Source organism: [Brevibacterium] flavum, from assembly GCF_019317305.1.
GTDB classification, from domain to species: domain Bacteria; phylum Actinomycetota; class Actinomycetes; order Mycobacteriales; family Mycobacteriaceae; genus Corynebacterium; species Corynebacterium glutamicum.
Genome location: NZ_CP079240.1, coordinates 2462009 through 2487925, shown reverse-complemented (window position 1 = coordinate 2487925; position 25917 = coordinate 2462009). Strand labels below are relative to the sequence as shown.

24 protein-coding genes are annotated in these 25917 nt (G+C 56.8%); 12 read left to right on the top strand and 12 right to left on the bottom strand.

Translation table 11 applies throughout. The features are described from left to right. The first annotated feature begins 180 nt into the window (after positions 1-180). On the top strand, positions 181-774 hold the full coding sequence (locus tag KW808_RS11975) for an ATP-dependent Clp protease proteolytic subunit (RefSeq protein WP_003859220.1): 594 nt from the start codon (positions 181-183) through the stop codon (positions 772-774). Positions 775-808: 34 nt separating this feature from the next. After that, on the top strand, positions 809-1435 hold the full coding sequence (locus KW808_RS11970) for an ATP-dependent Clp protease proteolytic subunit (protein WP_003859221.1): 627 nt from the start codon (positions 809-811) through the stop codon (positions 1433-1435). A gap of 45 nt (positions 1436-1480) precedes the next feature. Here the strand turns inward: KW808_RS11970 and KW808_RS11965 are convergent, their stop codons facing one another. From KW808_RS11965 to benA, 7 genes are all read right to left on the bottom strand, one after another. Further along, on the bottom strand, positions 1481-2725 hold the full coding sequence (locus KW808_RS11965) for a benzoate/H(+) symporter BenE family transporter (protein ID WP_003859222.1): 1245 nt from the start codon (positions 2723-2725) through the stop codon (positions 1481-1483). 80 nt (positions 2726-2805) lie between these two features. After that, entirely contained in the window at positions 2806-4146 is a 1341-nt protein-coding gene (locus KW808_RS11960) for an MFS transporter (protein WP_003859223.1), read from the bottom strand. A 146-nt stretch (positions 4147-4292) separates the two neighbouring features. Then, positions 4293-6980, bottom strand: coding sequence for a helix-turn-helix transcriptional regulator (locus KW808_RS11955; RefSeq protein ID WP_046552192.1), 2688 nt, complete (start codon positions 6978-6980; stop codon positions 4293-4295). Positions 6981-7052: 72 nt separating this feature from the next. Beyond that, positions 7053-7883: a 1,6-dihydroxycyclohexa-2,4-diene-1-carboxylate dehydrogenase gene (locus KW808_RS11950; RefSeq protein ID WP_003859225.1), complete on the bottom strand. Its 831-nt coding sequence runs from the start codon at positions 7881-7883 to the stop codon at positions 7053-7055. Further along, the gene (benC, locus tag KW808_RS11945) at positions 7880-9418 is read right to left on the bottom strand and encodes a benzoate 1,2-dioxygenase electron transfer component BenC (RefSeq protein ID WP_003859226.1); all 1539 of its coding nucleotides are present in this window, start codon (positions 9416-9418) and stop codon (positions 7880-7882) included. The genes KW808_RS11950 and benC overlap by 4 nt, the downstream gene beginning before the upstream one ends. 11 nt (positions 9419-9429) lie before the next feature. Beyond that, positions 9430-9924, bottom strand: coding sequence for a benzoate 1,2-dioxygenase small subunit (gene benB / locus KW808_RS11940; protein ID WP_003859227.1), 495 nt, complete (start codon positions 9922-9924; stop codon positions 9430-9432). A gap of 39 nt (positions 9925-9963) precedes the next feature. Further along, positions 9964-11457 carry a benzoate 1,2-dioxygenase large subunit gene (gene benA / locus KW808_RS11935; protein ID WP_003859228.1) on the bottom strand — a complete coding sequence of 498 codons (1494 nt, stop codon included), beginning with the start codon at positions 11455-11457 and terminating at the stop codon, positions 9964-9966. 417 nt (positions 11458-11874) lie between these two features. Here benA and catA point away from each other — a divergent pair, with 417 nt between their 5' ends. The 8 genes from catA to pcaC all read left to right on the top strand — a co-directional run bounded on the left by catA (position 11875) and on the right by pcaC (position 18506). After that, entirely contained in the window at positions 11875-12732 is an 858-nt protein-coding gene (gene catA, locus KW808_RS11930; protein ID WP_003859230.1) for a catechol 1,2-dioxygenase, read from the top strand. Between the two features lie 82 nt (positions 12733-12814). Continuing rightward, on the top strand, positions 12815-13936 hold the full coding sequence (locus tag KW808_RS11925; RefSeq protein WP_006287645.1) for a muconate/chloromuconate family cycloisomerase: 1122 nt from the start codon (positions 12815-12817) through the stop codon (positions 13934-13936). A gap of 12 nt (positions 13937-13948) precedes the next feature. Beyond that, entirely contained in the window at positions 13949-14242 is a 294-nt protein-coding gene (catC, locus tag KW808_RS11920) for a muconolactone Delta-isomerase (protein WP_003859234.1), read from the top strand. A 158-nt stretch (positions 14243-14400) separates the two neighbouring features. Then, the gene (locus tag KW808_RS11915) at positions 14401-15567 is read left to right on the top strand and encodes an HNH endonuclease signature motif containing protein (RefSeq protein WP_003859235.1); all 1167 of its coding nucleotides are present in this window, start codon (positions 14401-14403) and stop codon (positions 15565-15567) included. A gap of 159 nt (positions 15568-15726) precedes the next feature. Next, positions 15727-16419 carry a protocatechuate 3,4-dioxygenase subunit beta gene (gene pcaH, locus KW808_RS11910; protein ID WP_003859237.1) on the top strand — a complete coding sequence of 231 codons (693 nt, stop codon included), beginning with the start codon at positions 15727-15729 and terminating at the stop codon, positions 16417-16419. A gap of 11 nt (positions 16420-16430) precedes the next feature. Next, complete coding sequence (gene pcaG / locus KW808_RS11905) at positions 16431-17045, top strand: protocatechuate 3,4-dioxygenase subunit alpha (protein ID WP_003859239.1); 615 nt, start codon at positions 16431-16433, stop codon at positions 17043-17045. 1 nt (position 17046) lies between these two features. After that, positions 17047-18138 carry a 3-carboxy-cis,cis-muconate cycloisomerase gene (pcaB, locus tag KW808_RS11900; protein WP_034983864.1) on the top strand — a complete coding sequence of 364 codons (1092 nt, stop codon included), beginning with the start codon at positions 17047-17049 and terminating at the stop codon, positions 18136-18138. Then, entirely contained in the window at positions 18138-18506 is a 369-nt protein-coding gene (gene pcaC / locus KW808_RS11895; protein ID WP_003859243.1) for a 4-carboxymuconolactone decarboxylase, read from the top strand. Before pcaB ends, pcaC begins: the two co-directional genes overlap by 1 nt. Here pcaC and KW808_RS11890 read toward each other — a convergent pair. Genes KW808_RS11890 through KW808_RS11875 form a run of 4 tightly spaced genes read right to left on the bottom strand, consistent with a single transcriptional unit; the run spans position 18492 to position 23333 of the window. Beyond that, on the bottom strand, positions 18492-20555 hold the full coding sequence (locus KW808_RS11890) for a LuxR family transcriptional regulator (protein ID WP_003859246.1): 2064 nt from the start codon (positions 20553-20555) through the stop codon (positions 18492-18494). The two genes, pcaC and KW808_RS11890, sit on opposite strands and share 15 nt — an antisense overlap. Positions 20556-20565: 10 nt before the next feature. Next, the gene (gene pcaD, locus KW808_RS11885; RefSeq protein WP_003859248.1) at positions 20566-21321 is read right to left on the bottom strand and encodes a 3-oxoadipate enol-lactonase; all 756 of its coding nucleotides are present in this window, start codon (positions 21319-21321) and stop codon (positions 20566-20568) included. A gap of 2 nt (positions 21322-21323) precedes the next feature. Beyond that, positions 21324-22550: an acetyl-CoA C-acetyltransferase gene (locus KW808_RS11880; protein WP_003859251.1), complete on the bottom strand. Its 1227-nt coding sequence runs from the start codon at positions 22548-22550 to the stop codon at positions 21324-21326. A 15-nt stretch (positions 22551-22565) separates the two neighbouring features. Continuing rightward, a complete protein-coding gene (locus tag KW808_RS11875) occupies positions 22566-23333 on the bottom strand; it encodes an IclR family transcriptional regulator domain-containing protein (protein ID WP_003859253.1) in 768 nt (255 codons plus the stop codon). Positions 23334-23406: 73 nt separating this feature from the next. Between KW808_RS11875 and KW808_RS11870 the strand changes: the two genes are divergently transcribed. Next, positions 23407-24150 carry a CoA transferase subunit A gene (locus KW808_RS11870; protein ID WP_003859254.1) on the top strand — a complete coding sequence of 248 codons (744 nt, stop codon included), beginning with the start codon at positions 23407-23409 and terminating at the stop codon, positions 24148-24150. Continuing rightward, complete coding sequence (locus tag KW808_RS11865) at positions 24150-24785, top strand: CoA transferase subunit B (RefSeq protein WP_003859257.1); 636 nt, start codon at positions 24150-24152, stop codon at positions 24783-24785. Before KW808_RS11870 ends, KW808_RS11865 begins: the two co-directional genes overlap by 1 nt. Here KW808_RS11865 and KW808_RS11860 read toward each other — a convergent pair. Then, a complete protein-coding gene (locus KW808_RS11860; RefSeq protein WP_003859259.1) occupies positions 24772-25860 on the bottom strand; it encodes an SGNH/GDSL hydrolase family protein in 1089 nt (362 codons plus the stop codon). The two genes, KW808_RS11865 and KW808_RS11860, sit on opposite strands and share 14 nt — an antisense overlap. Positions 25861-25917 lie beyond the last annotated feature (57 nt).

The window sequence follows — 25917 nt, the reverse complement described above, 5'->3', positions numbered from 1 at the left end:
AAGAAATAACGCTTTTCGACGCGCCACTGGACGTCGAGAAGCGTTATTTTTTTGCTTTTTTGAGCGGTGAAAACGCTGATAGCGAACAGAGGCGGTTTCATGGAAATACGCGGGTAGTCTGGTGACATTGAACCAAATGAACGTACCCAAGATTTAAGAATGTAGGAGTTGACTGTTTTCATGAGCGATATTCGTATGGCAGCCCAGGGTGGGCCTGGTTTCGGAAATGACGTCTTTGATCGCCTCCTGAGTGAGCGCATCATTTTCCTGGGAAGCCAGGTAGACGATGAGATTGCAAACAAGCTATGCGCTCAGATCCTGCTGCTGTCCGCTGAGGATCCAACCAGGGACATCTCCCTGTACATTAACTCCCCAGGTGGCTCCGTCACCGCAGGCATGGCAATTTACGACACCATGAAATACTCCCCATGCGACATCGCAACCTACGGCATGGGCCTGGCAGCATCCATGGGCCAGTTCCTGCTTTCCGGTGGCACTAAGGGCAAGCGTTTCGCATTGCCACACGCACGTATCATGATGCACCAGCCTTCCGCTGGTGTTGGTGGTACCGCAGCTGATATCGCTATCCAGGCTGAGCAGTTCGCAGCCACCAAGCGTGAAATGGCCCAGCTGATCGCTGAGCACACCGGCCAGACCTTTGAGCAGATCTCCAAGGATTCCGATCGTGACCGCTGGTTCACTGCACAGGAAGCTAAGGATTACGGACTTGTTGACCACGTGATTACCTTGGCTGAAGGCCCAATCAGCAACTAGGCGCACGGAAAACTTTAAAGGAGAGAAAAAGATTATGAGCAACGGATTCCAAATGCCAACGTCCCGTTACGTGCTGCCTTCCTTCATTGAGCAGTCCGCATACGGCACCAAAGAGACCAACCCTTACGCAAAACTCTTTGAAGAGCGCATCATCTTCCTGGGCACCCAGGTCGACGACACCTCTGCAAACGACATCATGGCGCAGCTCCTTGTCCTCGAAGGCATGGACCCAGACCGCGATATCACCTTGTACATCAACTCACCTGGTGGATCCTTCACCGCGTTGATGGCAATTTACGACACCATGCAGTACGTCCGCCCAGACGTTCAGACCGTCTGCCTTGGTCAGGCAGCATCCGCAGCCGCAGTACTTCTTGCAGCAGGTGCACCAGGTAAGCGCGCTGTTCTTCCTAACTCCCGCGTGCTGATCCACCAGCCAGCAACCCAGGGTACCCAGGGTCAGGTTTCTGACCTCGAGATCCAGGCAGCTGAAATCGAGCGCATGCGTCGTTTGATGGAAACCACCTTGGCTGAGCACACCGGCAAGACCGCGGAGCAGATCCGCATCGACACCGACCGTGACAAGATCCTCACCGCTGAGGAAGCACTTGAGTACGGCATCGTTGACCAGGTCTTCGATTACCGCAAGCTCAAGCGCTAGAGTTTTTTAAAGATTCGGGTTTGGTTCCTTATATATATAGAGGAGCTAAGCCCGTTTTTTGTTTTCTAGAAGCTTGCTATCCAGCAGCCATCCGATGAGCCATCCGAAGACAATTCCCCAAAACGGGGCGGTGATTCCGAGGATGCTGATTTCCGACACTGTGACTAAAAAGCAGACTAGTGCGCCAGTGGAATAATCACCGGAGAATCCTGCGATGAAGGCGTTTTTGAGTGGGGTGAGCATGGCGATGCCGGCGAGTGCAGCGATGAAGGATATGGGCATGGCCAGCATGAATCCGACGAAGGTTGGGGAGAATAGGCCCACGATGATGGCGCCGATGGCGGTGACCATTGCTGCGGTGTAGTGCCTGTGTGATTTTGCTCCGGCGACGATCAGTGCGTTGGTGGGGCCGGTGAGGCAGGTGGTGATGTTGCCGATCAACGCCATGGGTAGGGACCACAGTCCGGAGGCCGCGGCGGCAAGGTTTACTCCGGGGCGGTGTCCTGCTGCTTTAAGAACTGCGACGCCTTGGCCGTTTTGGACAATGACTACGGTGATGGCCAAGGGAACAACGAGTTCCATGATGGCGGCGAAGGAAAATTCTGGGGCGGTAAAGACGGGGCGGGAGATAATTCCGTTGTCTAGAATTCCGGGCGCTAGTTTGCCGGATGCGATGGCAACGATGGTTCCCACTACTGCGGCTACTGCAACGGGTGGGGCGATGCTTGCTATGCGGGGGCTCATGCTCAATGCCACAAAAACTATGACCATGGGAAGTGCAATGAGCGGGTCGGTCACGCTGGCGTCGATGAGGTCGAGTCCGAAGCGGAGGAAAATGCCTGCGACCATGGCCATCACGATGGTTGGTGGCAGTACCGCCATGATCCGTCCGATGAGACCGGTCCATCCGAGTGCAAACACCACAACGCCGGTAACAAGGTATGCGCCGATAACTTCAGCGAAACTTAAGTGGGTAAGCGAGTCGCCCACGATGACGGTTCCGGGAATCGTCCAGAAGTATGCCTGCGGACTGCGGTACATATAGGTAAGCCACAGCGTGAGTAGTCCGTTGCCTAAAAATGCTCCGAAGATCCATGAAGATGTTTGATCAGGCGAAAGGTTTCCCGCTGCAGCAGCAGCCAGGATCACTGCGATGGGTCCGGATGCGGAGAAAATCAGTGCGACAAGCCCGTTGCCAATTTCTTGGGGGCCGAGGTCTCGTTTGATCTCAGCGAAAGTAGGCCGGGGGAGTTCTGGTTTTTCGACAGCTAATAATACTGAGCTTGCCATTAACTAATTCCTTAAATTCTAAATGCTAGTGAAATGCCGAAAAAGGAAGCCGAAGCTTCCTTGTTTCGAATTAATTGGGGTTAGACACGTGCAAGTGGTTCCTGCGCGACCTTCACCTCTACTTCTGCTGGGGAGCGCGGGATCAGCAAGGTGCAGACCGCGCCGATTGCGGCAGCTGCTGCGAAGATGAGGAATGCGGAGCTTGGTCCGAATCCTGCGCCGATGATCAGGCCACCGATTGCTGGTCCGACGATTCCGCCGAGTCGGCCGAATCCTGCACACCATGCAACTCCCGCTGCGCGGCATTCGGTTCCGAAGAAGTTCGAGGTCAGGCCGTAGGTGAGAACCTGGGTGCCCAGGACGCCGACGCCTGCGAATGCGATTGCGGTGTACATCATTGGCCAGGAGGAGATGTTTGGCAGGACTCCGAGGCAGATCGCGGCGAGAGCGAAGGTGGAGGTGATCACGGTCTTCGCGCCGATGCGGTCAGCGAACCAGGATGCGATGAGGCCGCCGAATACCGCGCCGCCGTTGAGGAACAGCAGGGAGTACAGGGAATCATGCGAGGTTGCGCCGTTGGATTCCATGATCTTTGGCAACCAGGTGTTCAGGCCGTAGGTGGACAGCAGTCCGATGAAGCTCATTGCGCCGATGAGAATGGTGCCCATGAGGTACTTGGAGGAGAAAATTCCAGCGAATCCGGTGCCCTTTGTCGCCTGCTGCTTTTCGACGACAAATTCCTCCGTCGGCAGCCCATAGCATGCGCAGAGGGCTTTGGCGTCCGCAGCACGGCCGCGGGAGGTGAGCCAGCGCGGGGACTCTGGGAGGAAGAAGTATGCAAGTGGCAGGAGGAACAGTAGTGGGGATCCACCGATGAGGAAGAGTCCGCGCCAGCCGATGACATCTTCAAAGAGCAGTGCAAGGATAGAAGCCAGCACGCCACCGGCTGGGACACCGGAGTACACGATTGCGTTGAACAGGTTGCGCCTGTTTGCTGGAGCGAACTCCGCGATGATTGCGCCGCCGGTTGCAACGATCATGCCCACGCCAAGTCCGGTGAGGAAGCGCAAGAAACCGAACAGCGCAATTGAGGACGCGAACGCGGTCAGCGCCATGCCCACAGAGAACCAGACGATTGCGGTGAGCATAACTTTGCGACGACCAAGGCGGTCACCAACGGCACCTGCAGATAGAGCACCGATCATCACGCCGATCATGGCGTAGGAACCAAGGGTGCCGGCGACTGCTGGGCTGAGCGCACCGATCTGGGTTGGATCTTCAAGTAGTGTTGACAGCACGGCGCCGTAGATCACTAGATCGTAGCCGTCAAAAAGAATAGAAATGCCCACAACTACGAGGACCATGTAAACAGTGGTGCGGTGTTTGGCACTTTGCCAGCCGCCAGAAATTTGGGAAGCCACAGAAATTCTCCTTGAGCTTGTGAAGTAATCACACATTGTCACCTGCTGGTGATGTGATTCACATTCAATCCTGTGGCAAGGAAAGCTGAAACTAGGGATAGCCCTAAAGAGATCTAGGGGATACTTGTCCGCAAACATATCCGCTGCTAGGCGTCGTGTGAGTACTTCTTCAAAGCCTCGGCAAGTTCCATCCGATTGCGTATTCCGAGCTTTTTGTACACCCGGGTGAGATGGTATTCCACGGTCTTAGGCGAGAGGAAAAGCTCCTGTGCGACCTCTCGGTTGGCATGCCCAGATGACACTAATCGGGCAATTTCATATTCCTGAGGGGTGAGCCCACCGGCTTGCTCGGATCGTTGACCAAGGCCACCCACCCGGCGTTCTCGGTTGGCTAGGGTGACCATCGCGTCGGCGCCCATGTCTTGGAATAGGGAAGCTGCACGGGCAAATTGTTCATCAGCACGTCGACGTTGCCCCTGGCGTCTCAGGGCCTGGCCGTATTCAAAGCAGATGCGTGCCCGATAGTAGGGGAGGGTGAGGGGATCGAGCATATCGAGGGCGTCGTCGAAACGCTTAAATCCCTTTTTCACATCTCCGTGGTGGATCATCAACATGGCGTCGGGAACGGCAATTTTTGCGTGGGCAGACATGATATCGGAGCCTCTGAGCTCCTCAAGCGTGGAGTTCACTAACTCCTGGGCGCGCTCAGTTTCGCCGATGCGGATGAGATGCGTTGCGTGGACGTCTTGCCAGGGCCAGAATCCGGGTGCGTTGACGTGTTTTTGGGAGGCGAGTTTCTCTAGTTTTTCACCGGCCACAATGGCACCGGGGATTTCGTTTCTGTGGCGGTGTACCCACATGCGGCACATGGCTGAGGGCATGGATTGAATGATGAAGGAGTCTTGATCGGTGGATAGTCGACTCATGTAGTTTCGCGCCAGATCAGAGTTGCCTCGGGCGGTTGCGATTGTGGCGCCAGTCCACAGCAGCAGTGGTTCGAGGAAGCGGATGCCAAACTGTTCGGCGCGTGCCAGTCCAATTTCTACGGTGCGGGCTGCGGACTCCCACTCGCCGAGCAGCAGTAGGGATCGGGCCAGCCAGCCGTCTTGCCACAAGCTGATGCGCTCTGAACCGTTGATGGAGGTTCGGCGTTCAAGTTTTTGACGTGCAGTTACTGGATCATCGTGAACCATGGATAGCCAGCCCATCGCCATGTGGCGGCGTTGTGCATGCAGGGTAGTTTCGCCGGGGATGGGCTTATCTTCAGGGAGGCAGCCATCAAGAATAGACTGTCCGATCAGGGAAATAGCCTGGGCTTCGATTTTCTCGCCAGCATCTTCATCGGTCCATGCAACGGCGCGTTCGGCCCATAGCAGGAGGTCTTCTGGTTGCCAGTCCACTAAGTTCAGCAGCACCTTACGCTGAGCCATGCGGGGGCCGTGGATCGGATCAATCGGGTGCTGCGCCAGCACCTGCTCGGAGGCACGATGAAGAAGGTTGCGTGCTTCTAAGCGCCGGCCTTCGTGGATAGCAAGGTAGCCAAGCATCGAATCTTGTTGGATGCCGGTTTCTCCAAGATCAAGGGTGGATGCTCTGGATCGAGCTTGGGGGAGATCCGCGGCTGCGATTAGTGAATCGATGGATTCCAGCAAGTACTTATTTGATTCTTCTTGGTGTGCAGTGCGGTTCGCGGCAAGAGAGAGGGCGTGTGCCGATTCCATCCAGTGGCCAGTCCTACCCAACGCATATCCGCGCTGCGCTAGGGCTCGCACTGCTGGATCATTTGGATCAATTGCAGCAAATGCTTCGTGCTCAAGTTGGGCATCTGTTTGATTCCACTTGCCGTAGTATTCAGCTGCCTTGTGGTGCAACTGCGCCAGAATGTTGAGCGGAGTGCGTGATTGCAGTACGGCGCGGTCAATCGGCCGGACCAAATCCACTTGTGGTTGGCCGTCAGACGGCAGCACGCGGAGCAGGCCTGAGCGGACGGCGTCGTCGCAAAGCATGCCCGTGGGGTCGTTGCCTAGGAGTTTTACCAGGTCAATGGGGCCTCCGGAGGGAAGGACCGCGACGGCGAGTAGTACATGCCAGACTTCTTCGTTGGTGATGCGTCTGATCAGGTTGGCATGCCAGCTTTGTGGGATGGGAATATTTGGGTTGGGTATTCGCCAGTGATCGGGGGATTCCGAGTGGAGGACTTCTTTGACTCGCCCGTAGATGCCGCCGGTGATGCGCTGGATGTCTGTGGCGGTGGTGGCGCTGATGCGGCCGCGGACATCGGTAAGCGCAAGCTGGCGGATTTCTTCAATACTCATCGGCGGCAGCACGTAGGTGGAGTCCGCGATGGAGGGGAGCGAGACCACTTCATCGTGAAAAACTAGTTCTTCTTCGTCGAGGCCAATCATGATGAGTGCGAATCGGCCAGAAACCATGCGCATGGAATATTCGATGAGTTTTTGCATGGATTCCACGTCGGCCCAGTGGACATCGTCAACGATCACCACGGTAGAGGCATCGAGACGGTCGATCACACCACGGATGGAGTTGGCGGAGTGCGCACCCAATTTATGGGCGATGTGTCCAAGGAGGTTTCGGGGGCTGTTTTTCAGCCACGACAGGGAAGTGGCACGCACCACGGTCCAGCCCTGGAGCTCGTCGATAAGCTGCATGCCGAACTCTGTTTTACCCGCGCCGGGCTGGCCACTGATGTGGAAGAGTTTGCCTTCGCCGGATTCTAATCTTTTGATCTGTGTGCTGACTTCTTGCACGATGATCGACGCCCGCGGTAGGAACGTTTGGGACGATGACGGGGTGAAAGAGACTGAGGCAACCATAAATCAATACTAGACGAAAAAAGGGACTTGTACCTGCAAAAACAGGTACAAATCCCTAAGATTGACCAAGGGTTATCCCTGGTCGCCTCCACCGACTGGCATGACTGATCCAGTGATGTAGGAAGCTTCCTCAGAAGCGAGGAAACAGATCGGCGCGGCCTGCTCCTCTAGGGTGCCGTAGCGCTTCATCAAACTGGAATCAATGGTTTGATCAACAATTTGCTGATACCACTTTTCTTCCAATTCGCCCTCTGGTCCGGGGCCTCGTTTGACGGCACGTTCCGGAGCGAGCGTGCCACCAGGAGCCGTTGCCACCACGCGCACATTATGCGGTGCAGCTTCGCGGGCCATGGCAGAAACAATGCCGTTGACTCCACCCTTCGCAGCCGCATAAGGAACGCGGTTGATACCACCGGTCGCGATGGAGGACACGTTAACGATTGTTCCGCCACCATTTCCGATCAGGATCGGCAACGCTGCCCGGCACATCCACAAAGTGGGGAAGAGGCTTCGGTTGATTTCCTTGCGGATCTCTTCCTCAGAGTATTCCTGATAAGGCTTCGCCCAGATGGTGCCACCAACGTTGTTGATCACCACATCAAGGTTCTTCAACTTCTGCCCGGCAAATTCCAAAGCATCAGTTGCGCCTTCAAAGGTTTCCAGATCGGCGATGAAAGAATCCACCGTTCCGGCGCCTGCTTTACGCAGCTCTTCGGCAACTTCATGCACCAGCGGGGAACGGTCCACCAACACTAGGTTGCCATCCTCATGTGCGATGCGGTGTGCCACTGCCATGCCGATGCCTTGAGCCGCTCCGGTCACCACAACACCCTGGCCAAAGAAGCGTTCCGGGGTGACGTGAGTGGGGCGACCTTCGATGCCTTGTCCTACTGGCGCGCTCATTTCTCGAGGGCCTTAACCATAGTGTCAATGCCGTGCTCCGCGTGTTCACGAATGATTGTTCTCGCGGTCTCGAGATCATTCTGGGAGACGGCGTCGACAAGCGCCAAGTGCTCGGTGGCAATTGCTGGATCAATCCACTCGGCGCCCGGAAGGGTCGCGTTCATTTCTTGAACAACCTGGAGGTTCTGGTACGCCGCAAGCAGCGCCTCGTTGTTTGCGCGGCGGAAGAGGAACTCGTGGAAATCGGCGTTGGCCTCTGTGAACTTCACCGCGTCGATAAACTTATCGCCGTCGATGAAGGAGTTCGCGATGTCGGCCAGGTTGCGGAATCGCTCGATGTCGCGCTCGCCGAGTTTGTTGATCGCAAGCTCCAGCGCGCCGAGCTCCAGAGCCATGCGGGCCTGCAGCTGGGTTGCAGAAGAGTGCACCTCGCCGGAAGACATGCCTGGAGTGGACACCTCGACCAGGTTGAAATCCTCTGCAACTTCGCTGGTCTCCACGGTGATCTCTGGCTTACCAGCAGCAGGGGCAGCGGCGGAAGTGAACTTCTCGTAGTAGAAGTCCAGCGGAGGATGCTCCAGGGTGCCCAGGAATTGGCGCACGGCCTCGACCATTGGAGGAGGGCCGCAGAGGTACACATCGGTGTCCTCATCTGGCTCATATTCGCCGGTCAGGTGTGCTGGGACGTAGCCCTTGCGTGGATGCTCGGTGTCCTTGTCGGAAAGCACGGTGATGTAATCGAAGTCGAACTTGTCCTTGAAGGCATCAAGTCGATCCAATTCCACCAGATCGTGGGTGAAGTTCGCGCCGTAAACCAGGCGGATTGGGACGTCGAGAAGCTCATCGCGGGAAAGCTTTTCCAAAATAGCCAAGATCGGTGCAAGTCCAGTTCCGCCGGCGAGCAGCAGGATCGGGCGGACAGGTTCACGCAGGAAGAAGGAACCCATCGGGCCGGTCAAGGTGAGCTTGTCGCCGACCTTCGCGTGATCGGTGAGATAGGTGGTCATGAGTCCACCTGGGGTTACCTTGATCAGGAACTGCACGTTGCCGGAATCTTGAGCGCAGGAGAAAGAGTAGGAACGAGTCTGGTCGCTGCCTGGAACCTGGATGTTCATGTATTGACCAGGGAGGAACGCCAAATCTTGACGGTTTTCCAGCTCGATCTCAATGCCGATGGTGGAATCAGAGAAGTGGTTGATCTCTTTCAATTCGCCATCGAAAGTGGATGCGCCGGTCTTTGCCAGCACGGAGGTGGTGGCGATCTGCAAGATGAGGTCGGTCTTTGGGGTCATCTGGCAAGGCAGGCAGTAGCCGTCGGCCGCTTCATCTTCGGACAGGGCGTCGTCGATGTAGTCGCCTTCGTCAAAGTCGCCGGATTCGCAGAACGCTTTGCAGGTTCCGCAGGCGCCGTCGCGGCAGTCGAAAGGAATGTTGATGCGTGCCTGGTAGGCAGCATCTGCAACAGTTTGGTCATCTTCGCAGTCGATGAATCGGGTGATGCCGTCTTCAAAGGCAAGTGCAACTTGGTGAGTCATGTGAGTGCCTCCTAGACGTGGTAAATATCGACGATGTGGTGGATGTAGTCGTTCTTCAAAACGACCTTCTTCTTGACGATCTTCGGGGTTTCACCACTGACATCAAGGGTGATAAACGTGGTGCCGAAGTAGGTGTCGGTGGTGTTGTAGCGGTAGTAGAAGGTGATCCAGTTGAAGCGGATATCTACTTCGCCGTCGCGGCGCTCCAGGATTTCCACGTTGGTGGTGTTGTGGCCGGTGCGTGGTTCAGGTAGGGAAGTTGCAGAGGAGCGTTCGGTGCGGATGCGGAAGACGCGGTCCTCAAGTCCACCACGGTTTGGGTAGTAGATGAGGGAAATTTCAGACTGTGGATCTTCGGTCAGTTCACCGTTGTCGTCCCAGGCTGGCATCCAAAACTCGGCGTCCTCGCGGTAGCATTCGAGCCATTCTTCAAATTTACGGTCATCGAGCAGGCGAGCCTCGTAGTAGAGGAAAGCTTCGATCTCAGAGCGGGTGATTTCAGACATTTAGGTGTTCTCCTTAAAAGATTTTTTGCTTTTCGACGTCTAACCGCGGGTGCGACGACGGCGGCGAGGCTCTCCAGCGTCGGACTTCGCCGCTGCCTTTGCTTCCTCACGGATTTTGGCTGCAGCTACGGTGGCAAGGGAAGAAGCGGTATCGTCAGCCAATTCCTTTTCCTTGATGCTCTGCTTATTCACAGCGTCCTGCATGAGTTCATGCCAGAAGCCGTGCTGGATTGGGTAGAGGCCTTCATCTTCGGTGCGTGCTCCGGAGGAAAGAACTTCGTTCATGCCTAGGCCCTTGGCAACCTCGTTTGGCCCCTGTACCTGGTGGCCCAAACCGCGGGTCATGTCATTCCATGGGAAGGCAGATGCCTGGTAGGTCTTCTGGCAGGAGCGGAATTCCTCCAGGTCATCTGGGGTTGCCATGCCGGTTGCGTTGAAGAAGTCCTCGTACTGGCGGATGCGGTTCGCACGTGCTTCTGCGGACTCGCCTTTAGGTGCGATGCAGTAGATGGTGACTTCGGTCTGATCAACAGAGATTGGGCGGATGTGGCGGATCTGTGAGGAGAACTGATCCATCAGGTAAACGTTGGGGTAGAGGCACAGATTGCGGGAAGCACCAACCATGAACTCGCCCTTTTCTTCGCCGAATTCCTTCTTGAACTCGTCGCGGCGCTCGAACAGTGGGCGGTCTTCTGGGTTGCCCCACCACATCCACAGCAGCATGTGGCCGTAAGGGTAGGAGAAGTATCCGCCACCCTGCTTGCCCCAGGTACCAGCGTCCATTGCCTTGGTTTCGTTCGCGGATTCACCGGTGCCACGGCGGGAGGTGGTTGCAGCGTAGTTCCAGTGGGTGGAGGAAACGTGGTAGCCGTCTGCACCGTTTTCGGTCTGGAGCTTCCAGTTGCCGTCGTAGGTGTAGGTGGAGGATCCGCGCAGTACTTCGAGGCCTTCTGGGGACTGGTCAACCAGCATGTCAATGACGGTGCGGGTGTCGCCGAGGTGCTCTTCCAAAGAAACGACATCATCGTTGAGGGAGCCGAAGAGGAAGCCACGGTAGGACTCGAACTTAGGCACGCGGCGAAGATCGTGGGAGCCGTCGGTGCGGAAGTTTTCTGGGTAGGCGCCTTCTTTTTCGTCCTTGACCTTGAGCAGTGCGCCGTCGTTGCTGAATGTCCAGCCGTGGAATGGGCAGGTTAAGGTGGTGCGGTTGTCAGTCTTGCGACGGCAGAGCATGGCGCCACGGTGAGAACACGCGTTGATCAGGCAGTTGAGTGTGCCGTCCTTGGAACGGGTGATCATGATCGGCTGGCGGCCAATGTAGGTGGTGAAGTAGTCGCCAGCGTTAGGGATCTGGGACTCGTGAGCCAGGTAGATCCAGTTGCCTTCGAAGATGTGGCGCATCTCCAGCTCGAAGATCTCAGGGTCGGTGAAGATGTTGCGGTTGACGCGGACGATTCCCTCATCAGGGCGGTCCTCAAGCGCATGGTCCAGAGTTTTCTGAACGCTTTCCAAATTTGAAACTGGTGTGGACATGTGAACCTCCAAGAGAGTGAAAAGAAGTTGGTTTTGCCACCGCGATGTCGTTTTCGTTTTTGCTTTGAAGCGGTGTGTGACATTTGCGAGCAATTCCGCAGTGTCGGTGGCGTATGACCAACAGTGCCTGATCAATGAAGTGAATCACATTAGGGGAATTCCTAGGGTTTGCTCGGGGGTAGGTGTTCGCATGATGTAAATTGACGGGCTGTTTGTGTGCTTGAAGTGGGGTTATGGGGAAAAATTTATACTTCTAAAGGTTCCCTTATTGTTTTTAAGGTTTTTGGGATGTTGACGGATTCGATGATTCAGGCCACAGTGTTGTTATCGAGTTCAACCGATCACAAAGATTTTTCCGCTAGGCAGTGATCCGACTCGCACCCCCTACTTCACCCCCAAAGTCTTTAGGAGTATGACATGACTTCAGCTGAACAGATCGTTGATCCAACAGCCCACGATTCGGGCAACAAGGCAACTGACAAGTTCAAGGCAAACCGCGTTTCCTCCGATACCTCCAAGGAACGCGCAAACGCGATCTACGTAGATCTGCTCGCGGCGATCGCCCAGGTTGCTCACAAGCACGAAGTCACCTACGAAGAGTACGCAGTGCTCAAGCAGTGGATGATCGACGTTGGAGAATACGGCGAGTGGCCACTGTGGTTGGACGTTTTCGTTGAGCATGAGATCGAAGAGATCAACTACAACCGCCACGACTACACCGGAACCAAGGGTTCCATCGAAGGCCCTTATTACGTAGAGAACTCTCCGAAGCTTCCTTGGGATGCTGAAATGCCAATGCGTGACAAGGATCGCGCATGCACCCCACTGATCTTCGAGGGGCAGGTTACTGACCTCGACGGCAACGGTCTTGACGGAGCAGAAGTTGAGCTCTGGCACGCAGATGAGGACGGATACTACTCCCAGTTCGCGCCTGGAATCCCAGAGTGGAACCTGCGTGGCACCATCGTTACCGATGAGGAAGGCCGCTACAAGATCAAGACCCTGCAGCCTGCGCCTTACCAGATCCCTCATGATGGCCCAACCGGTTGGTTCATCGAGTCCTATGGTGGACACCCATGGCGCCCAGCCCACCTCCACTTGCGCGTTTCCCACCCGGGCTACCGCACCATCACCACCCAGCTTTACTTCGAGGGTGGCGAGTGGGTCGAAAACGACGTTGCAACCGCTGTGAAGCCAGAACTGATCCTGCACCCTGAGACTGGCGAGGATGGTAACCACGTTCACTACCCATTCGTTCTGGATAAGGAAGACTAGTTTTTCTACCTAGCTAGCATTGAAGTCCCGACCACATCTTGTGGCGGGACTTTTCCCACTTAACCAGAAAGCCATAGAAAAATTGTCTGATTTAACCATCCAAAAAGTCGAATCCCGTATCCTCGACGTGCCCCTCATTCGTCCACACGGCTTCGCAACTACCACCTCCACCGAGCAGCACATTCTGCTGGTCAGCGTGCACTTAGAAAACGGCGTCATCGGCTACGGTGAGGGCGTTGTGCCCGGCGGTCCATGGTGGGGCGGCGAGTCGGTTGAGACCATGAAGGCGCTTGTCGACGGCTACCTCGCCCCAGTGCTCATCGGCCGTGCTGTCTCCGAGCTTGCAGGAATTATGGCAGACCTTGAGCGTGTTGTTGCACGTGCGCGTTATGCCAAGGCGGCTGTTGACGTCGCAATGCATGATGCCTGGGCACGCAGCCTCAATGTGCCCGTCCGCGACCTGCTTGGTGGCACCGTGCGCGACAGGGTGGATGTCACCTGGGCGCTGGGCGTTTTGCCGCTTGATGTTGCGGTGGCGGAAATTGAAGAGCGCATCGAGGAGTTTGGTAACCGTTCCTTCAAGTTGAAGATGGGTGCTGGCGATCCTGCGGAAGATACTCGCCGTGTAGCAGAATTGGCGCGCGAGGTTGGCGACCGCGTATCTCTGCGCATTGACATCAACGCGCGTTGGGATCGCCGCACTGCTCTGCATTACCTGCCGATTCTCGCGGAGGCTGGCGTCGAGCTGTTCGAGCAGCCCACCCCGGCCGACGACCTGGAAACCCTGCGCGAAATCACCCGCCGCACCAACGTCTCTGTCATGGCAGATGAATCCGTGTGGACTCCGGCGGAAGCTCTCGCAGTTGTGAAGGCTCAGGCTGCGGACGTTATTGCACTGAAGACCACAAAGCATGGTGGCCTGCTGGAATCCAAGAAGATCGCTGCCATCGCGGAAGCTGGCGGGCTGGCCTGCCACGGCGCGACCAGCCTGGAAGGCCCTATCGGAACCGCAGCATCCCTGCAGTTCGTGGCGTCGACCAAGGCAATTACCTACGGCACCGAGCTGTTCGGTCCACAGCTGCTCAAAGATACCTATATTGTCCAAGAATTTGAGTACAAAGACGGCCAGGTCGCTATTCCACAAGGTCCAGGCTTGGGCGTCGATGTGGACATGGACAAAGTCAACTTCTACACCCGTAAATAAGGAGAATTATCGATGCTGTTTCTAGCACGCATGGACGTCGTCTTTCCTGATTCTATGGACGCCGATGTGATGGCAGATTTCCAGGCTAAGGAAAAGGCCTACTCCGGAGACCTGCAATCCCGTGGAATCATGAAGGCAATCTGGCGAGTCGTCGGCGAGTATGCAAATTACTCTATTTTCGATGTCGATGACCACGACGAGCTGCATGCAATTCTTAGTGGCTTTCCGATGTTCAAATACATGAATGTCAAGATCACTCCACTGGCAAAACACCCCAATGCTCTGGAGTATTACCTCAAGGGATAGTTGAGGTTCTAACCGCTCTACCTGAAGTTTCGGTAGGGCGGTTTCTTTATTCTCAAGAATTAGAACAAATATTTGTTAGAACACTTGTTTGTTTTGATTTGTGCGGTTAGGGTGGGTGCTAATGAGTTAAAAAGGGGAAATTTAAACCATTAGGGGGCATGGAAATGTCATACTTCAGCCATCAGGACCCAAGTAATCCAGAGAGTCACATCAACTTCACCATGGCGCAAATGGAGATCCAGCGCTGGACTTTGCTGATCTCAAACCCAGAGGCGGACGCTAGCACTCTTGTTATGGAGCTGAAAACCGTCACGGGGGAATCCAAGCACTTTATCAACCAGGCTATTAACGCCATGTGGGCTTTAATGAAGCTGCCCATTTTAAGAGTGGTGGTAGAAACTCACTTCCACGTTCGGATTCCGTACCTGGCCCGCATTATGCAGGCAGTCAAGCAGGCTAAACCGGGGTTGTGGGATGAGTTGGACCATCGCATTGCGGAGAAGCTGACACCGCGCATTGCTGGCCAGGCACTGATGGAAGCCTCCGCACTTGCAGGGCTGATTACTCGCTGGATCAAGGAGCTGGACCCAACCTTCACAGGAAAGAAGCGTGGGCCAAAGGGGAGTGATGGCACCTTGACTTTCCGGCACGTGGACGGGCGTACGTACATCAGTGGAAATATTGACGGTGTCACCGGCAAGCTGTTCCAAAAAGCTCTGGAAAAGGTGAAACAGAAGGGTGAGGACCTCGCGCGGGCCCTGGCCACCTTCCTGGCGGGGCGGACCAAAGTGAAAATCGTCAGCGCGGTATACACGCCCCTGGTGGGTGGCGTGTCCTGGATTCCGGGGGTGGGATTCCTGAGTCAAGAGGAGTCCCGGAAGCTGGGTAAGACTGCCTCGAAGGTCATTGACCTGGATACGATCGCCACCCGTGTCGAAAATGGCTACACCCCAAGTCCCGAGCTACGCCTTTATGTGATGGGGCGGGACGGCACCTGTAGGCATCCGGGCTGCACGGTGTCTGCCGACAACTGTCAGATCGATCACGTGATCCCGTTCGGTGAGGGTGGGTTGACTGTGGCCTGGAACTTGCAGTGCCTCTGCGCGCATCATCACAATATGAAGACTGATGGGCGCATCCAGGCGGCGATTGATTCCATGGGTCGGGTCGCCTGGATTGGGCCGTGCAATCGCACAGTGGTAACCGAACCTGTCGGACCGTTGGCACAAGAGATGCCCACGGGGCAGTGGGGGCAGACTCTGGAAGCACGGATGGAGAAGACTTTTGAAAAGCTCCGCAGTTCACTCGAGGTATTGGATGACTAAACCCTTATGCACACCCCTAGTTAACCCCTGACCTTCGGGGTTTGCGCTGGTGGCGAATGTTCGCGCGCGATCTGACATGTTCGCCCCGCGAACTGCTTGTCAACGGCCTCAATCATCCCTACTTTGAGATCTATATCACTAGACGCAGAAAGGTCTCGCATGGACATCCCACACTTCGCCCCGACGGGAGGCGAATACTCCCCACTGCACTTCCCGGAGTACCGGACCACCATCAAGCGCAACCCAAGCAACGATCTCATCATGGTTCCTAGTCGCCTCGGCGAGTCCACGGGACCTGTCTTCGGCGACCGCGACTTGGGAGACATCGACAACGACATGACCAAGGTGAACGGTGGCGAGGCTATCGGCCAGCGCATCTTCGTTCACGGCCGTGTCCTCGGTTTCGATGGCAAGCCAGTTCCGCACACCTTGGTCGAGGCATGGCAGGCAAACGCCGCAGGCCGTTACCGCCACAAGAATGACTCCTGGCCAGCGCCACTGGATCCACACTTCAACGGTGTTGCACGTACTCTCACCGACAAGGACGGCCAGTACCACTTCTGGACCGTTATGCCAGGTAATTACCCTTGGGGTAACCACCACAACGCATGGCGCCCGGCGCACATTCACTTCTCGCTCTATGGTCGTCAGTTTACGGAGCGTCTGGTCACCCAGATGTACTTCCCGAACGATCCACTGTTCTTCCAGGATCCGATCTACAACGCAGTGCCAAAGGGGGCACGTGAGCGCATGATCGCAACGTTCGACTATGACGAGACCCGTGAAAACTTCGCGCTTGGTTACAAGTTCGACATCGTCCTTCGTGGCCGCAACGCCACCCCATTCGAGTAAAGGGTTTTGTAATGATTGATACAGGGAAGAACGGCGAGTTCCGCTACGAGCAGTCGAATATCGTCGATCAGAACGAAGCCGAGTTCGGCATCACTCCTTCACAGACTGTGGGTCCTTACGTCCACATCGGTTTGACCCTTGAAGGTGCGGAGCATCTCGTGGAGCCAGGTTCGGAAGGCGCGGTGTCCTTTACTGTTTCCGCAACTGATGGCAACGGCGACCCCATCGCGGATGCCATGTTTGAACTGTGGCAGGCCGATCCAGAAGGCATCCACAACTCTGATTTGGATCCAAACCGCACAGCACCAGCAACCGCAGATGGCTTCCGTGGGCTTGGTCGCGCGATGGCAAACACGCAGGGTGAGGCAACGTTCACCACTTTGGTTCCGGGAGCATTCGCAGATGAGGCACCACACTTCAAGGTTGGTGTGTTCGCCCGTGGCATGCTGGAGCGTCTGTACACTCGCGCATACCTGCCAGACGCCGATTTGAGCACCGACCCAGTTTTAGCTGTGGTCCCAGCTGATCGACGTGACCTCCTGGTGGCTCAAAAGACCGATGATGGATTCCGCTTCGACATCACTGTCCAGGCTGAAGACAACGAAACCCCATTTTTTGGACTCTAAATTGACCCGATCTTTATACTCCGACCTTGCTGGTAGTGGAGAACACCTCAGCAGCCTTTCCGACGAGACTTTCCTAAAGAATCTTCTTGTCGTGGAGGCCGCTTTGGCGGTTGCAGCTGCCCCCGAGCACGCAGCAATGGCGAAGGCCACCATTGATACTTATCAGTTGGATGTGGAGGAGCTTTCCCGTCGCGCAGCCGAGGGCGGTAATCCGCTCATTCCGCTGGTCACTGACCTCAAGGCCATCAATCCGGCAGGCATCCACATTGGCGCAACGAGCCAGGACATCATTGATTCTGCGTTAATGCTGTGCATGAAGGAAGGGGTGGGGGAGGTCGTCGATAAGCTTAAAAAGCTTGCGCGAGATTTGGCCGAGCTCACCGCGGAGCATAAAGCAACGCCGATCATGGGGCGCACGTTGGGGCAGATCGCGACGCCGACGACGTTCGGCGCGCTGACCGGCGGCTGGCTGGTTGCGGTGGACAATGCGGCACGCGCCCTGGAGGCGCTGGAGTTTCCGGTGTCGTATGGCGGTGCCAGCGGAAATATGACGGCGGTGCACCCGCGCGGCTTCGAGATTCAGGCGAAGCTGGCCGAGGAGTTGGGCCTTTTTGATCCGCAGTGGGTGTGGCATTCCGATCGCACGCCGATCACCGCGATCGCGTCGGCACTGGCAACGGCCGCTGGTGTGGTACGCAAAATTGCTGGTGACGTGGTGTTTTACTCACAAACCGAGGTCGGCGAGCTGCGGGAGAAATCCCCCGGCGGCAGCTCCGCGATGCCCCACAAAGCCAATCCGGCCGCTGCGATTGCGTGCGACGGTTACGCGCGCCGGGCACCTGGCCTTCTTGCAACGCTTTTCGACGCCCTCGACTGCCGTTTGCAGCGCGGCACCGGCAGCTGGCACGCGGAGTGGGCAACGCTGCGCGAGTTGGCTGCTGTCACTCACTCAGCAGTGAGCAGGGCTGCAACCAGCATCGATGGCATCACCGTCAACGTTGATGTGATGGCAAGTCGCGTCAATGGACCAACCGGGCACGCCGAAGATTTGGCGGAGCGGGCACTAGAAATTTATGGAAAAGGACGCAGTTAATGGATCGCTATGAAACCGGAATGAAAAACCGCCGCGAGGTACTGGGAGATGCCCATGTGGATCGCGCCGTGGCGAACACTACTGAGGTGACTGAGAAGTTTCAGGATTTCATCACTCGCACAGCGTGGGGCGATATTTGGGAACGTCCAGGTCTTGATCACACTCAGCGTCGCCTGCTCACCATCGCGATTTTGACCGCGGTGGGCAACGACGGCGAGTTGGACATGCACATTCGTGCTGCTCTGCGCGCTGGCGTGGATCAGGAAACCATCGGCGAGGTCATCCTGCACACTGCGGTGTATGCGGGTGTGCCGAACTCCAACCATGGTTTCAAGCTGCTGAACAACGCTGTGTCAGACCTTCAGTAATTCTCGAAGCTCTCCACGGGAGCTCACCCCGAGCTTTTTGTACACCCTCGTGAGGTGATATTCCACCGTTTTGGCGGAGAGGGAAAGCTCACGGGCGACTTCTTGGTTGGAGCAGCCGTCGACAACCAGCGCAGTGATTTGTTCCTCTTGAGGGGTGAGTCCCTGCGCTGATCTGCGTGGACCAACGCCTGCGACTCGTCGTTCGCCGTGGCAGCGGGCAGCCAGAGTGACCGCACCCATGGCGGTGAAGACTTCTTCGGCGTGGGTGAACATTTCGGCTGCTTGGCTGCGCCTGCCCATGCGTCGCAGAACCAGCCCGTATTCGAAGAGGATGCGGGCTTCATATGCTGGCATGTTGACGGAGGAAATGAGGTCGACGGCTTCGGAGAGCATTTTTACGCCTCGCGCTGTGGAGCCTCGTTGGATTTCGATGTTTGCTTGGGGCACCAAATTTCGGGCACGCAGCGAGGGGATGGTGGAGTCAGGGATGCCATCCATGACGGAGGCTGCGGCGTCGATGCGTCCCGTTCGGATCAATGAGATCGCATACATGTCTTCCCAGGCCCAAAATCCGGGCTGCTGGGTATTGGTGGTGTATACGACCGACGCCATGCGGTCGCCGGCCAAGGTTGCTGCGCGGGTGTCTGAGGTCATGGATGCGGTGATCAATTTGCCCATGGATGCGCTGAGTTTTTGGATGAGGAACGCATCGTCGGGCACGGTCAGGCGCTGTAAATAGTGGTTGGCCAATTCGGTGCGCCCAGTCATGGCTGCGACTTGGGCGCCGGTCCACAGGTGCACGGGTTCGAGTAGGGAGGCTCCGGTGCGGTCGCCGGTGGCTAGGCCGCGTTCGACAACGGCGGAGGCTTCTTGGAATTCTCCCAGCACGTAGTGCGCTCGCGCCAAAAACGCCGACTGCCACAGTCCCACCAAATCGGAGGGGCCCCTCCTGGAGAGCAGACGGCGGGCGGTGAGGGGATCATCGTAAACCAACGCCAGCCAGCCGCTGATGAAATCGTGGATCTGGCTTTCTTCAGGGGAATCCGGACGCGGGACTTCCCTGTAATGCCCAGTGTCTAGCGCATCGGCGAACATATCGAAGGTCGGATCGCCCCGCAACGCCTCCGGATTCCAGGTGGCCAGCGCATAAAACGGCGACGCCGAGGCCGCCTCAAACGACTGCCCGCCGTACAGCGCCAAAAATGCGCGCTGCTCATCGGCACGGGGTAGTTCCTCTACATGCAGTCGGGCCAGGGGCAGGTTTCCTGCAGCAATTAGCTTATCGACGCCTCCCTCCGTCGATTCCCACTCCCGCGGGCTTCTTGCCATCGATGGGGGAGTAGAAGCCCGAACCAAGGTGCGTTCCTCAGGGCTGCGGAATCTTAAAGTCCCGTTTTCGTGAATGAGGGTGCCGTCCTCCACAAAGGCATCGGCATCTAAATCTCCGATCGGGCAGCCATCGAAGAAGGGATGGGAGGCGACTTCCCGAAGTACAGGGTTCTTAATGTCGATGTCTGTCACCCAGTGCTCTGGCAGCGTGAGAGTAGGCCGATCGTTGGACCAGTGATCGATGGGGGTCGCGTCGAGAAGCTCTCTGATCAGTTGTGGCAACCCACCCGCAGCGTCGTTGAGGCGGTGGGCGGTGGTGGGTGTGCAGTGGCCGACGATTTGGCGCGCGAGCAGCGCGGTTTCCGGGACTGTGAGCGGCGGCAAGGCTAGCAGGTCGGTGGCGCCGGGGATACGGTGCGGTGCGGTGGCGAGTACGGTGAGCCCTTTGGTGTGCACCAAATTGAGTGTTTTTTGGATGGCGTCCTTGTCGGCCAAATGGACATCATCCACAACCACGATGCTTGCGCGGGGACGTTTCTTGAGGAACGGGTTGACCTCAAATTCCCCCAACTCGGCGGCGAACTCCCTGGTGAAATGCTCTTTGTTCACGCCGTGCGGGCCGGTGACAACAAGAAACCTGCCCCGCCGATCAGTGGTGAACTCAGCGAGTAAACGCCTAAGCAACAACTGACGACGGGGCAGGAGACTGGTTGTGAACATGCCTACAACATTAAGCGAAATGCTGTGCTAGCAGTTCATTTACCTCGTTTGGACGTTCCACGGTTGGTACGTGCGCGGCTGGGCTTAGGACCTCTGCGCGGGACTCGCCTCCAACGCCATCGGCAATGATCTGCACGGTTGCTGGAGGAGTGGAGGGGTCATCGGCACCTGCGATGGTGAGCACTGGCACGGCGATTTCTCCCAGACGATCGGTGAAATCCCAGGTCGCCAACGCCTCGCAGCACAGCGCGTAACCCTCAGATGGGGTGCCGGCAACCATGGCTTCGAAGTGCTCGCGGGACGCTGGGTTGTTCTCCAACCAAGTGGGGGAGAACCAGCGCTGGATCACAGCTTCGGACAGAGAACCAGTGCCGTTTTCGCGGCACTCTGCGGCGCGATCTAGCCAGCCCTGGGGCTCGCCGAATTTTGCAGCGGTACACATGAATGCTGCCTTGGTGACACGATCAGAGGTGGCCGCCAAGTATTGTGCAACCGCTCCGCCGAGGGATAGTCCGATGACGCCGAAGTTTCCGACACCCAGGTCATCGAGGGTATCCAGCACATCCTGCGCCAGATCCGCCACAGTGGGGGTGCCTTCGATGAGTTCAGACAGACCATGTCCGCGGTGATCAACAGCGATGACGCGGAAATCCTTATGCAAGGCATCCAGCTGTGGCAGCCACATGTCGGTGGTGGAACCCAACGAGCCAATGAACACCAAGGTGTTGTCGGAAGTTCCGTAGGAAACGCTGTGCAAAATAGCCATTCTTAGTTCTCCTTTTCAAAGACAGCTGCAAGCCCCTGGCCGCCACCGATGCACATGGTGGCCAGTCCGTACTGAGTGTTTTCACGCTGCATGCGGTGAGCCAAGGTTACTGCCATGCGAGCACCGGTGGCACCGACTGGGTGTCCCATGGAAATACCGGAACCCAGTGGGTTGACGCGCTCATCTTCCCAAGAAATGTTCCATTCCTTCAGCACAGACAGTGCCTGAGCTGCGAAAGCTTCGTTGAGTTCGATCGCGCCGATGTCCTCCAGGGTAAGGCCCAAACGATCCAGGACCTTCTTGGTGGCAGGAACAGGTCCAATACCCATGGTCTCTGGGGGAACAGCAGCCACAGACCAGCCAGCCAAACGCATGACTGGGCGTAGGCCCTTCTCCTCGGCCTTGGCGCGAGTGGTCACGATGACGGCAGCAGCGCCATCATTTTGGCCGGACGCGTTGCCAGCGGTGACGGTTGCTTCCGCATCCTGGCGGCCCATGATGGGGCGCAAAGCAGCAAGCTTTTCGACGGTTGTTCCTGGTCGACCATGCTCGTCACGAGAAACGATGGTTGGCTCCTGGCCGCGCTTCTTGGCAGGGACGGTGACTGGCACGATCTCGTCGTCGAAAAGCCCCGCATCAGCAGCCTTGCCCCAACGCTGCTGGGACGCTGCGGAGATCTTGTCCTGCTCCTCGCGGGAGATGCCGTATTCGCGACGCAGGTTCTCAGCGGTCTCGATCATGCCACCAGGGATCGGGTGGTTGCGTCCGCCAGCGGTTTCGCGTGCTTCTGCAAGGCGGTCACGAAGCTGCATGTCGCCGCCCTTGACACCCCAACGGATATCGCCGGACACGGTGTACTCAACGCGGCTCATGGATTCCGCGCCACCTGCGATGATCAGATCAGCAGCACCGGATGCAACGTGTGCAGCAGCGGTGACAATTGCCTGCAGGCCGGAACCACAGCGGCGATCAAGCTGCATGCCTGGAACGTTTTGGCCAAGCTTGGAATCTAGAGCAACAACACGGCCCAGTGCTGGAGCCGCACCGTTGGGGGATGCCTGGCCGAGGATCAGATCGTCCACATCGTCGCCGGTGATGCCGGTTGCCTCAACGATCGCGTTGATCACGGTGGTGGCCAATTCTTCAACAGGGACGCCGGTGAAGGATCCGCCGTAAGCACCAACTGGGGTGCGCAATGGGGAACAGATGACAATATCTTGAGGGTTCATTTTTTGATCCTTAATTTAGAGTGCAGAGAGATCTGTCGAAATTGCTTGAGCCGTTTCTAAAAGCTGCGGCAGCACCAGCTTGCGGATATCTTCCACCGAATGTGATGCCGATTGGGTCGACACATTGATGGAAGCAACCACTTCGCCCTGGGCATTGGTGATCGGCGCCGCGAGCGAACGCAGGCCCGGCTCGAGCTCCTGATCCACCAATGACCACCCCCTTTCGCGGGTAGCAATGATCTCTTCCCGGATTGAGGCGATGGAGGTCAGTGACCGGGTGGTCAACTGTTCAGGGGGTGCCGCCGCCAGCATTTCATCCAATTCTTCTTCGGGAAGGTTGGCCAGCATGACGCGTCCCATGGAGGTGGCGTACGCAGGGAAACGGGTGCCGATGGTGATGTTCACCGTCATGATGCGGCGCACCGGAACGCGGCAAACGTAGATGATGTCAGTGCCGTCGAGTACGGACATGGAGCTTGATTCGCCGACCTGGCGGGAGAGTACCTCCAGGCGGGGCTGCGCGATCGCAGGCAGGGATAATGCGGAAAGGTAGCTTGCTCCAAGCTCCAAAACACGTGGTGTGAGCTGGAACCGGGAATCGTTGTTTACCGCATATCCAAGGTCGGTCAAGGTGTGGAGAAAGCGCCTAGCGGTGGCCCTTGAGAGTCCAGTTTGGCTGGCGACTTCGGACAGTGTTTGCGATGGATTATCTGCGCTGAAACTTCGGATCACAGATAAGCCGCGGGCAAATGATTGTACGAAATCTGGCGATTGTTCGACCATCCCATCAACTCCTCTTTTTGTTCGCATTGCGAACCCTTGTGCATATGATGAACATTACGTTAGCATGTCTCACATGATTAACAAGAGCATTTCTTCCACTGCTGAAGCGGTGGCCGATATCCCAGACGGTGCGTCCATCGCCGTTGGTGGTTTCGGCCTCGTGGGCATCCCCACTGCATTGATCCTCGCCCTCCGCGAACAAGGCGCAGGCGATCTGACCATCATTTCCAACAACCTAGGCACCGACGGTTTCGGCCTCGGACTGTTGCTTTTGGATAAGAAGATCTCCAAGTCCATCGGCTCCTACCTTGGCTCCAACAAGGAATATGCACGCCAGTACCTGGAAGGAGAACTCACCGTCGAGTTCACCCCGCAGGGCACCTTGGCTGAACGCCTCCGCGCAGGTGGCGCCGGCATCCCTGCGTTTTACACCACCGCAGGCGTGGGCACCCAGGTCGCAGAAGGCGGACTCCCACAGCGCTACAACACCGACGGCACCGTCGCCGTGGTGTCCCAGCCAAAGGAAACCCGCGAATTCAACGGCCAGCTCTACGTCATGGAAGAGGGCATCCGCGCCGATTACGCACTCGTGCACGCACACAAAGCAGATCGCTTTGGCAACCTGGTGTTCCGCAAGACCGCGCAGAACTTCAACCCAGATGCAGCAATGAGCGGCAAGATCACCATTGCTCAGGTCGAGCACTTTGTAGACGAACTCCACCCAGATGAGATCGATCTGCCAGGAATTTACGTCAACCGCGTCGTCCACGTTGGACCGCAGGAAACCGGAATCGAAAACAGGACGGTGTCTAACTAATGACTTGGGATCATAACCAAATGGCAGCCCGCGTTGCCCAGGAACTTGAAGACGGCCAGTACGTCAACCTCGGCATCGGAATGCCGACACTTATCCCCGGCTACCTGCCTGAGGGACTAGAGGTTATCCTTCACTCCGAAAACGGTGTGCTGGGCGTTGGACCTTACCCAACTGAAGAGGAACTTGATCCTGAGCTGATCAACGCCGGCAAGGAAACCATCACGGTCGCACCTGGCGCATCCTACTTCTCCTCTTCTGATTCTTTCGCCATGATCCGCTCCAAGTCTGTCGACGTTGCAGTCTTGGGCGTTATGGAAGTCTCCCAGTACGGCGACCTGGCCAACTGGATGATTCCCGGCAAGCTGGTCAAGGGTATGGGTGGCGCAATGGACCTGGTGCACGGCGCATCCAAGATCATCGCCATGACCGATCACATCACCAAGAAGGGCGCTCCGAAGATCCTTAAGGAGTGTCGCCTCCCACTGACTGGCGCGAAGTGCGTGGACATGATTGTCACCACCCACGCTGTGTTCTCTGTGGACCCTGAAGAAGGCCTCACGCTCATCGAGTGCGCCGATGGTGTCACCGTTGAGGAACTCCGCGAAATCACCGAAGCCGATTTCAAAGTTGCTTAAGCAAACGCTGCGCAATTAAGGCGTGCGACGCCTCGTCTGGGTGCAAATTATCCAGCAACGGCGCATCGCCTTCTTGATAAAGGCTCGCACCATCGACGTAGGTCAGGTGCGGGTCTTTTTGCTTTTCGACGAACCCCTCCAACACCTCACGCACCATCTCCAGCGTCAGTCGACCATGCTCATCAGGTTCACCAGTGGCGATGAACCTAATCTGACCACTGCCAAACGATGAGGTATCAAACGCGCCGGGTCCTGGAGTTTTCTCATGAATGGGGCAGTAGAACGGCGACACAATCTTGATCGGCGTGGTGGGGTGGCCATCGCGGATGGTATTGATGAACCCATCCACAGCAGCCTCTAGTCCGCGGCGACGCATCACATCACCATTGACAATATTGATGCCAATTTCCAAGGTGATCAGATCAGCTGGAGTATCCCTGATCAGCCTCGCCATAAAAGGATCCAACATGGCGCTGCCACCAAAACCGAAGTTACGCAGGTTGTAGTTTTTGGACTGGGCAACAATGGCTGGCCAAATTTTGGCTGGGGCAGTGGCAACCGAACCGTGGCTAATGGAGCTGCCGTAATTGATCCACACGGGACGGGTGTCTTCGACAGTGTTTAAAGCTGCGTTGGCCTTAAGAGAGATCACTTCAATTTCTTCATTGTGAGGCAGCCAGAACTCCACCACCTTTTCCTGCTCTGAAAGTCCATCCACTGTGAGCACCTGCGGATCTTTCAGGCGCCGCTCCGTGGCGCCGGTGATGAAATTGACTTCCGTGGTCTCGCCCCCGGAGGTTGGCGTGGAAGATGTGGGGGCGCCGTCGATAAGCACATCAATCTTGCCGCCCGGCCGGCCGGAATCGAGGTACACCACCCGCGTGGAATGCGTGGTCAGCGTGACGGAGGTGGCGGTGGTGCGACACACAACGCGCACGCCCGATGGTTGGCGTTCCATCGCGCTAAACTGGGGATCACAGTAGCGTTCTACTATTTCTTTGCTGAGTCGATGCGGGCGAAGGCCCCTGTCTGTGGTTTCAATTTCGGTTGCGCCGTGAATAAATTCGGGATTCATTAGCTTAAGCGTACCGCTCTGCAGAGTTCACAGGTAAAGCGCTAAGATGGAACAACC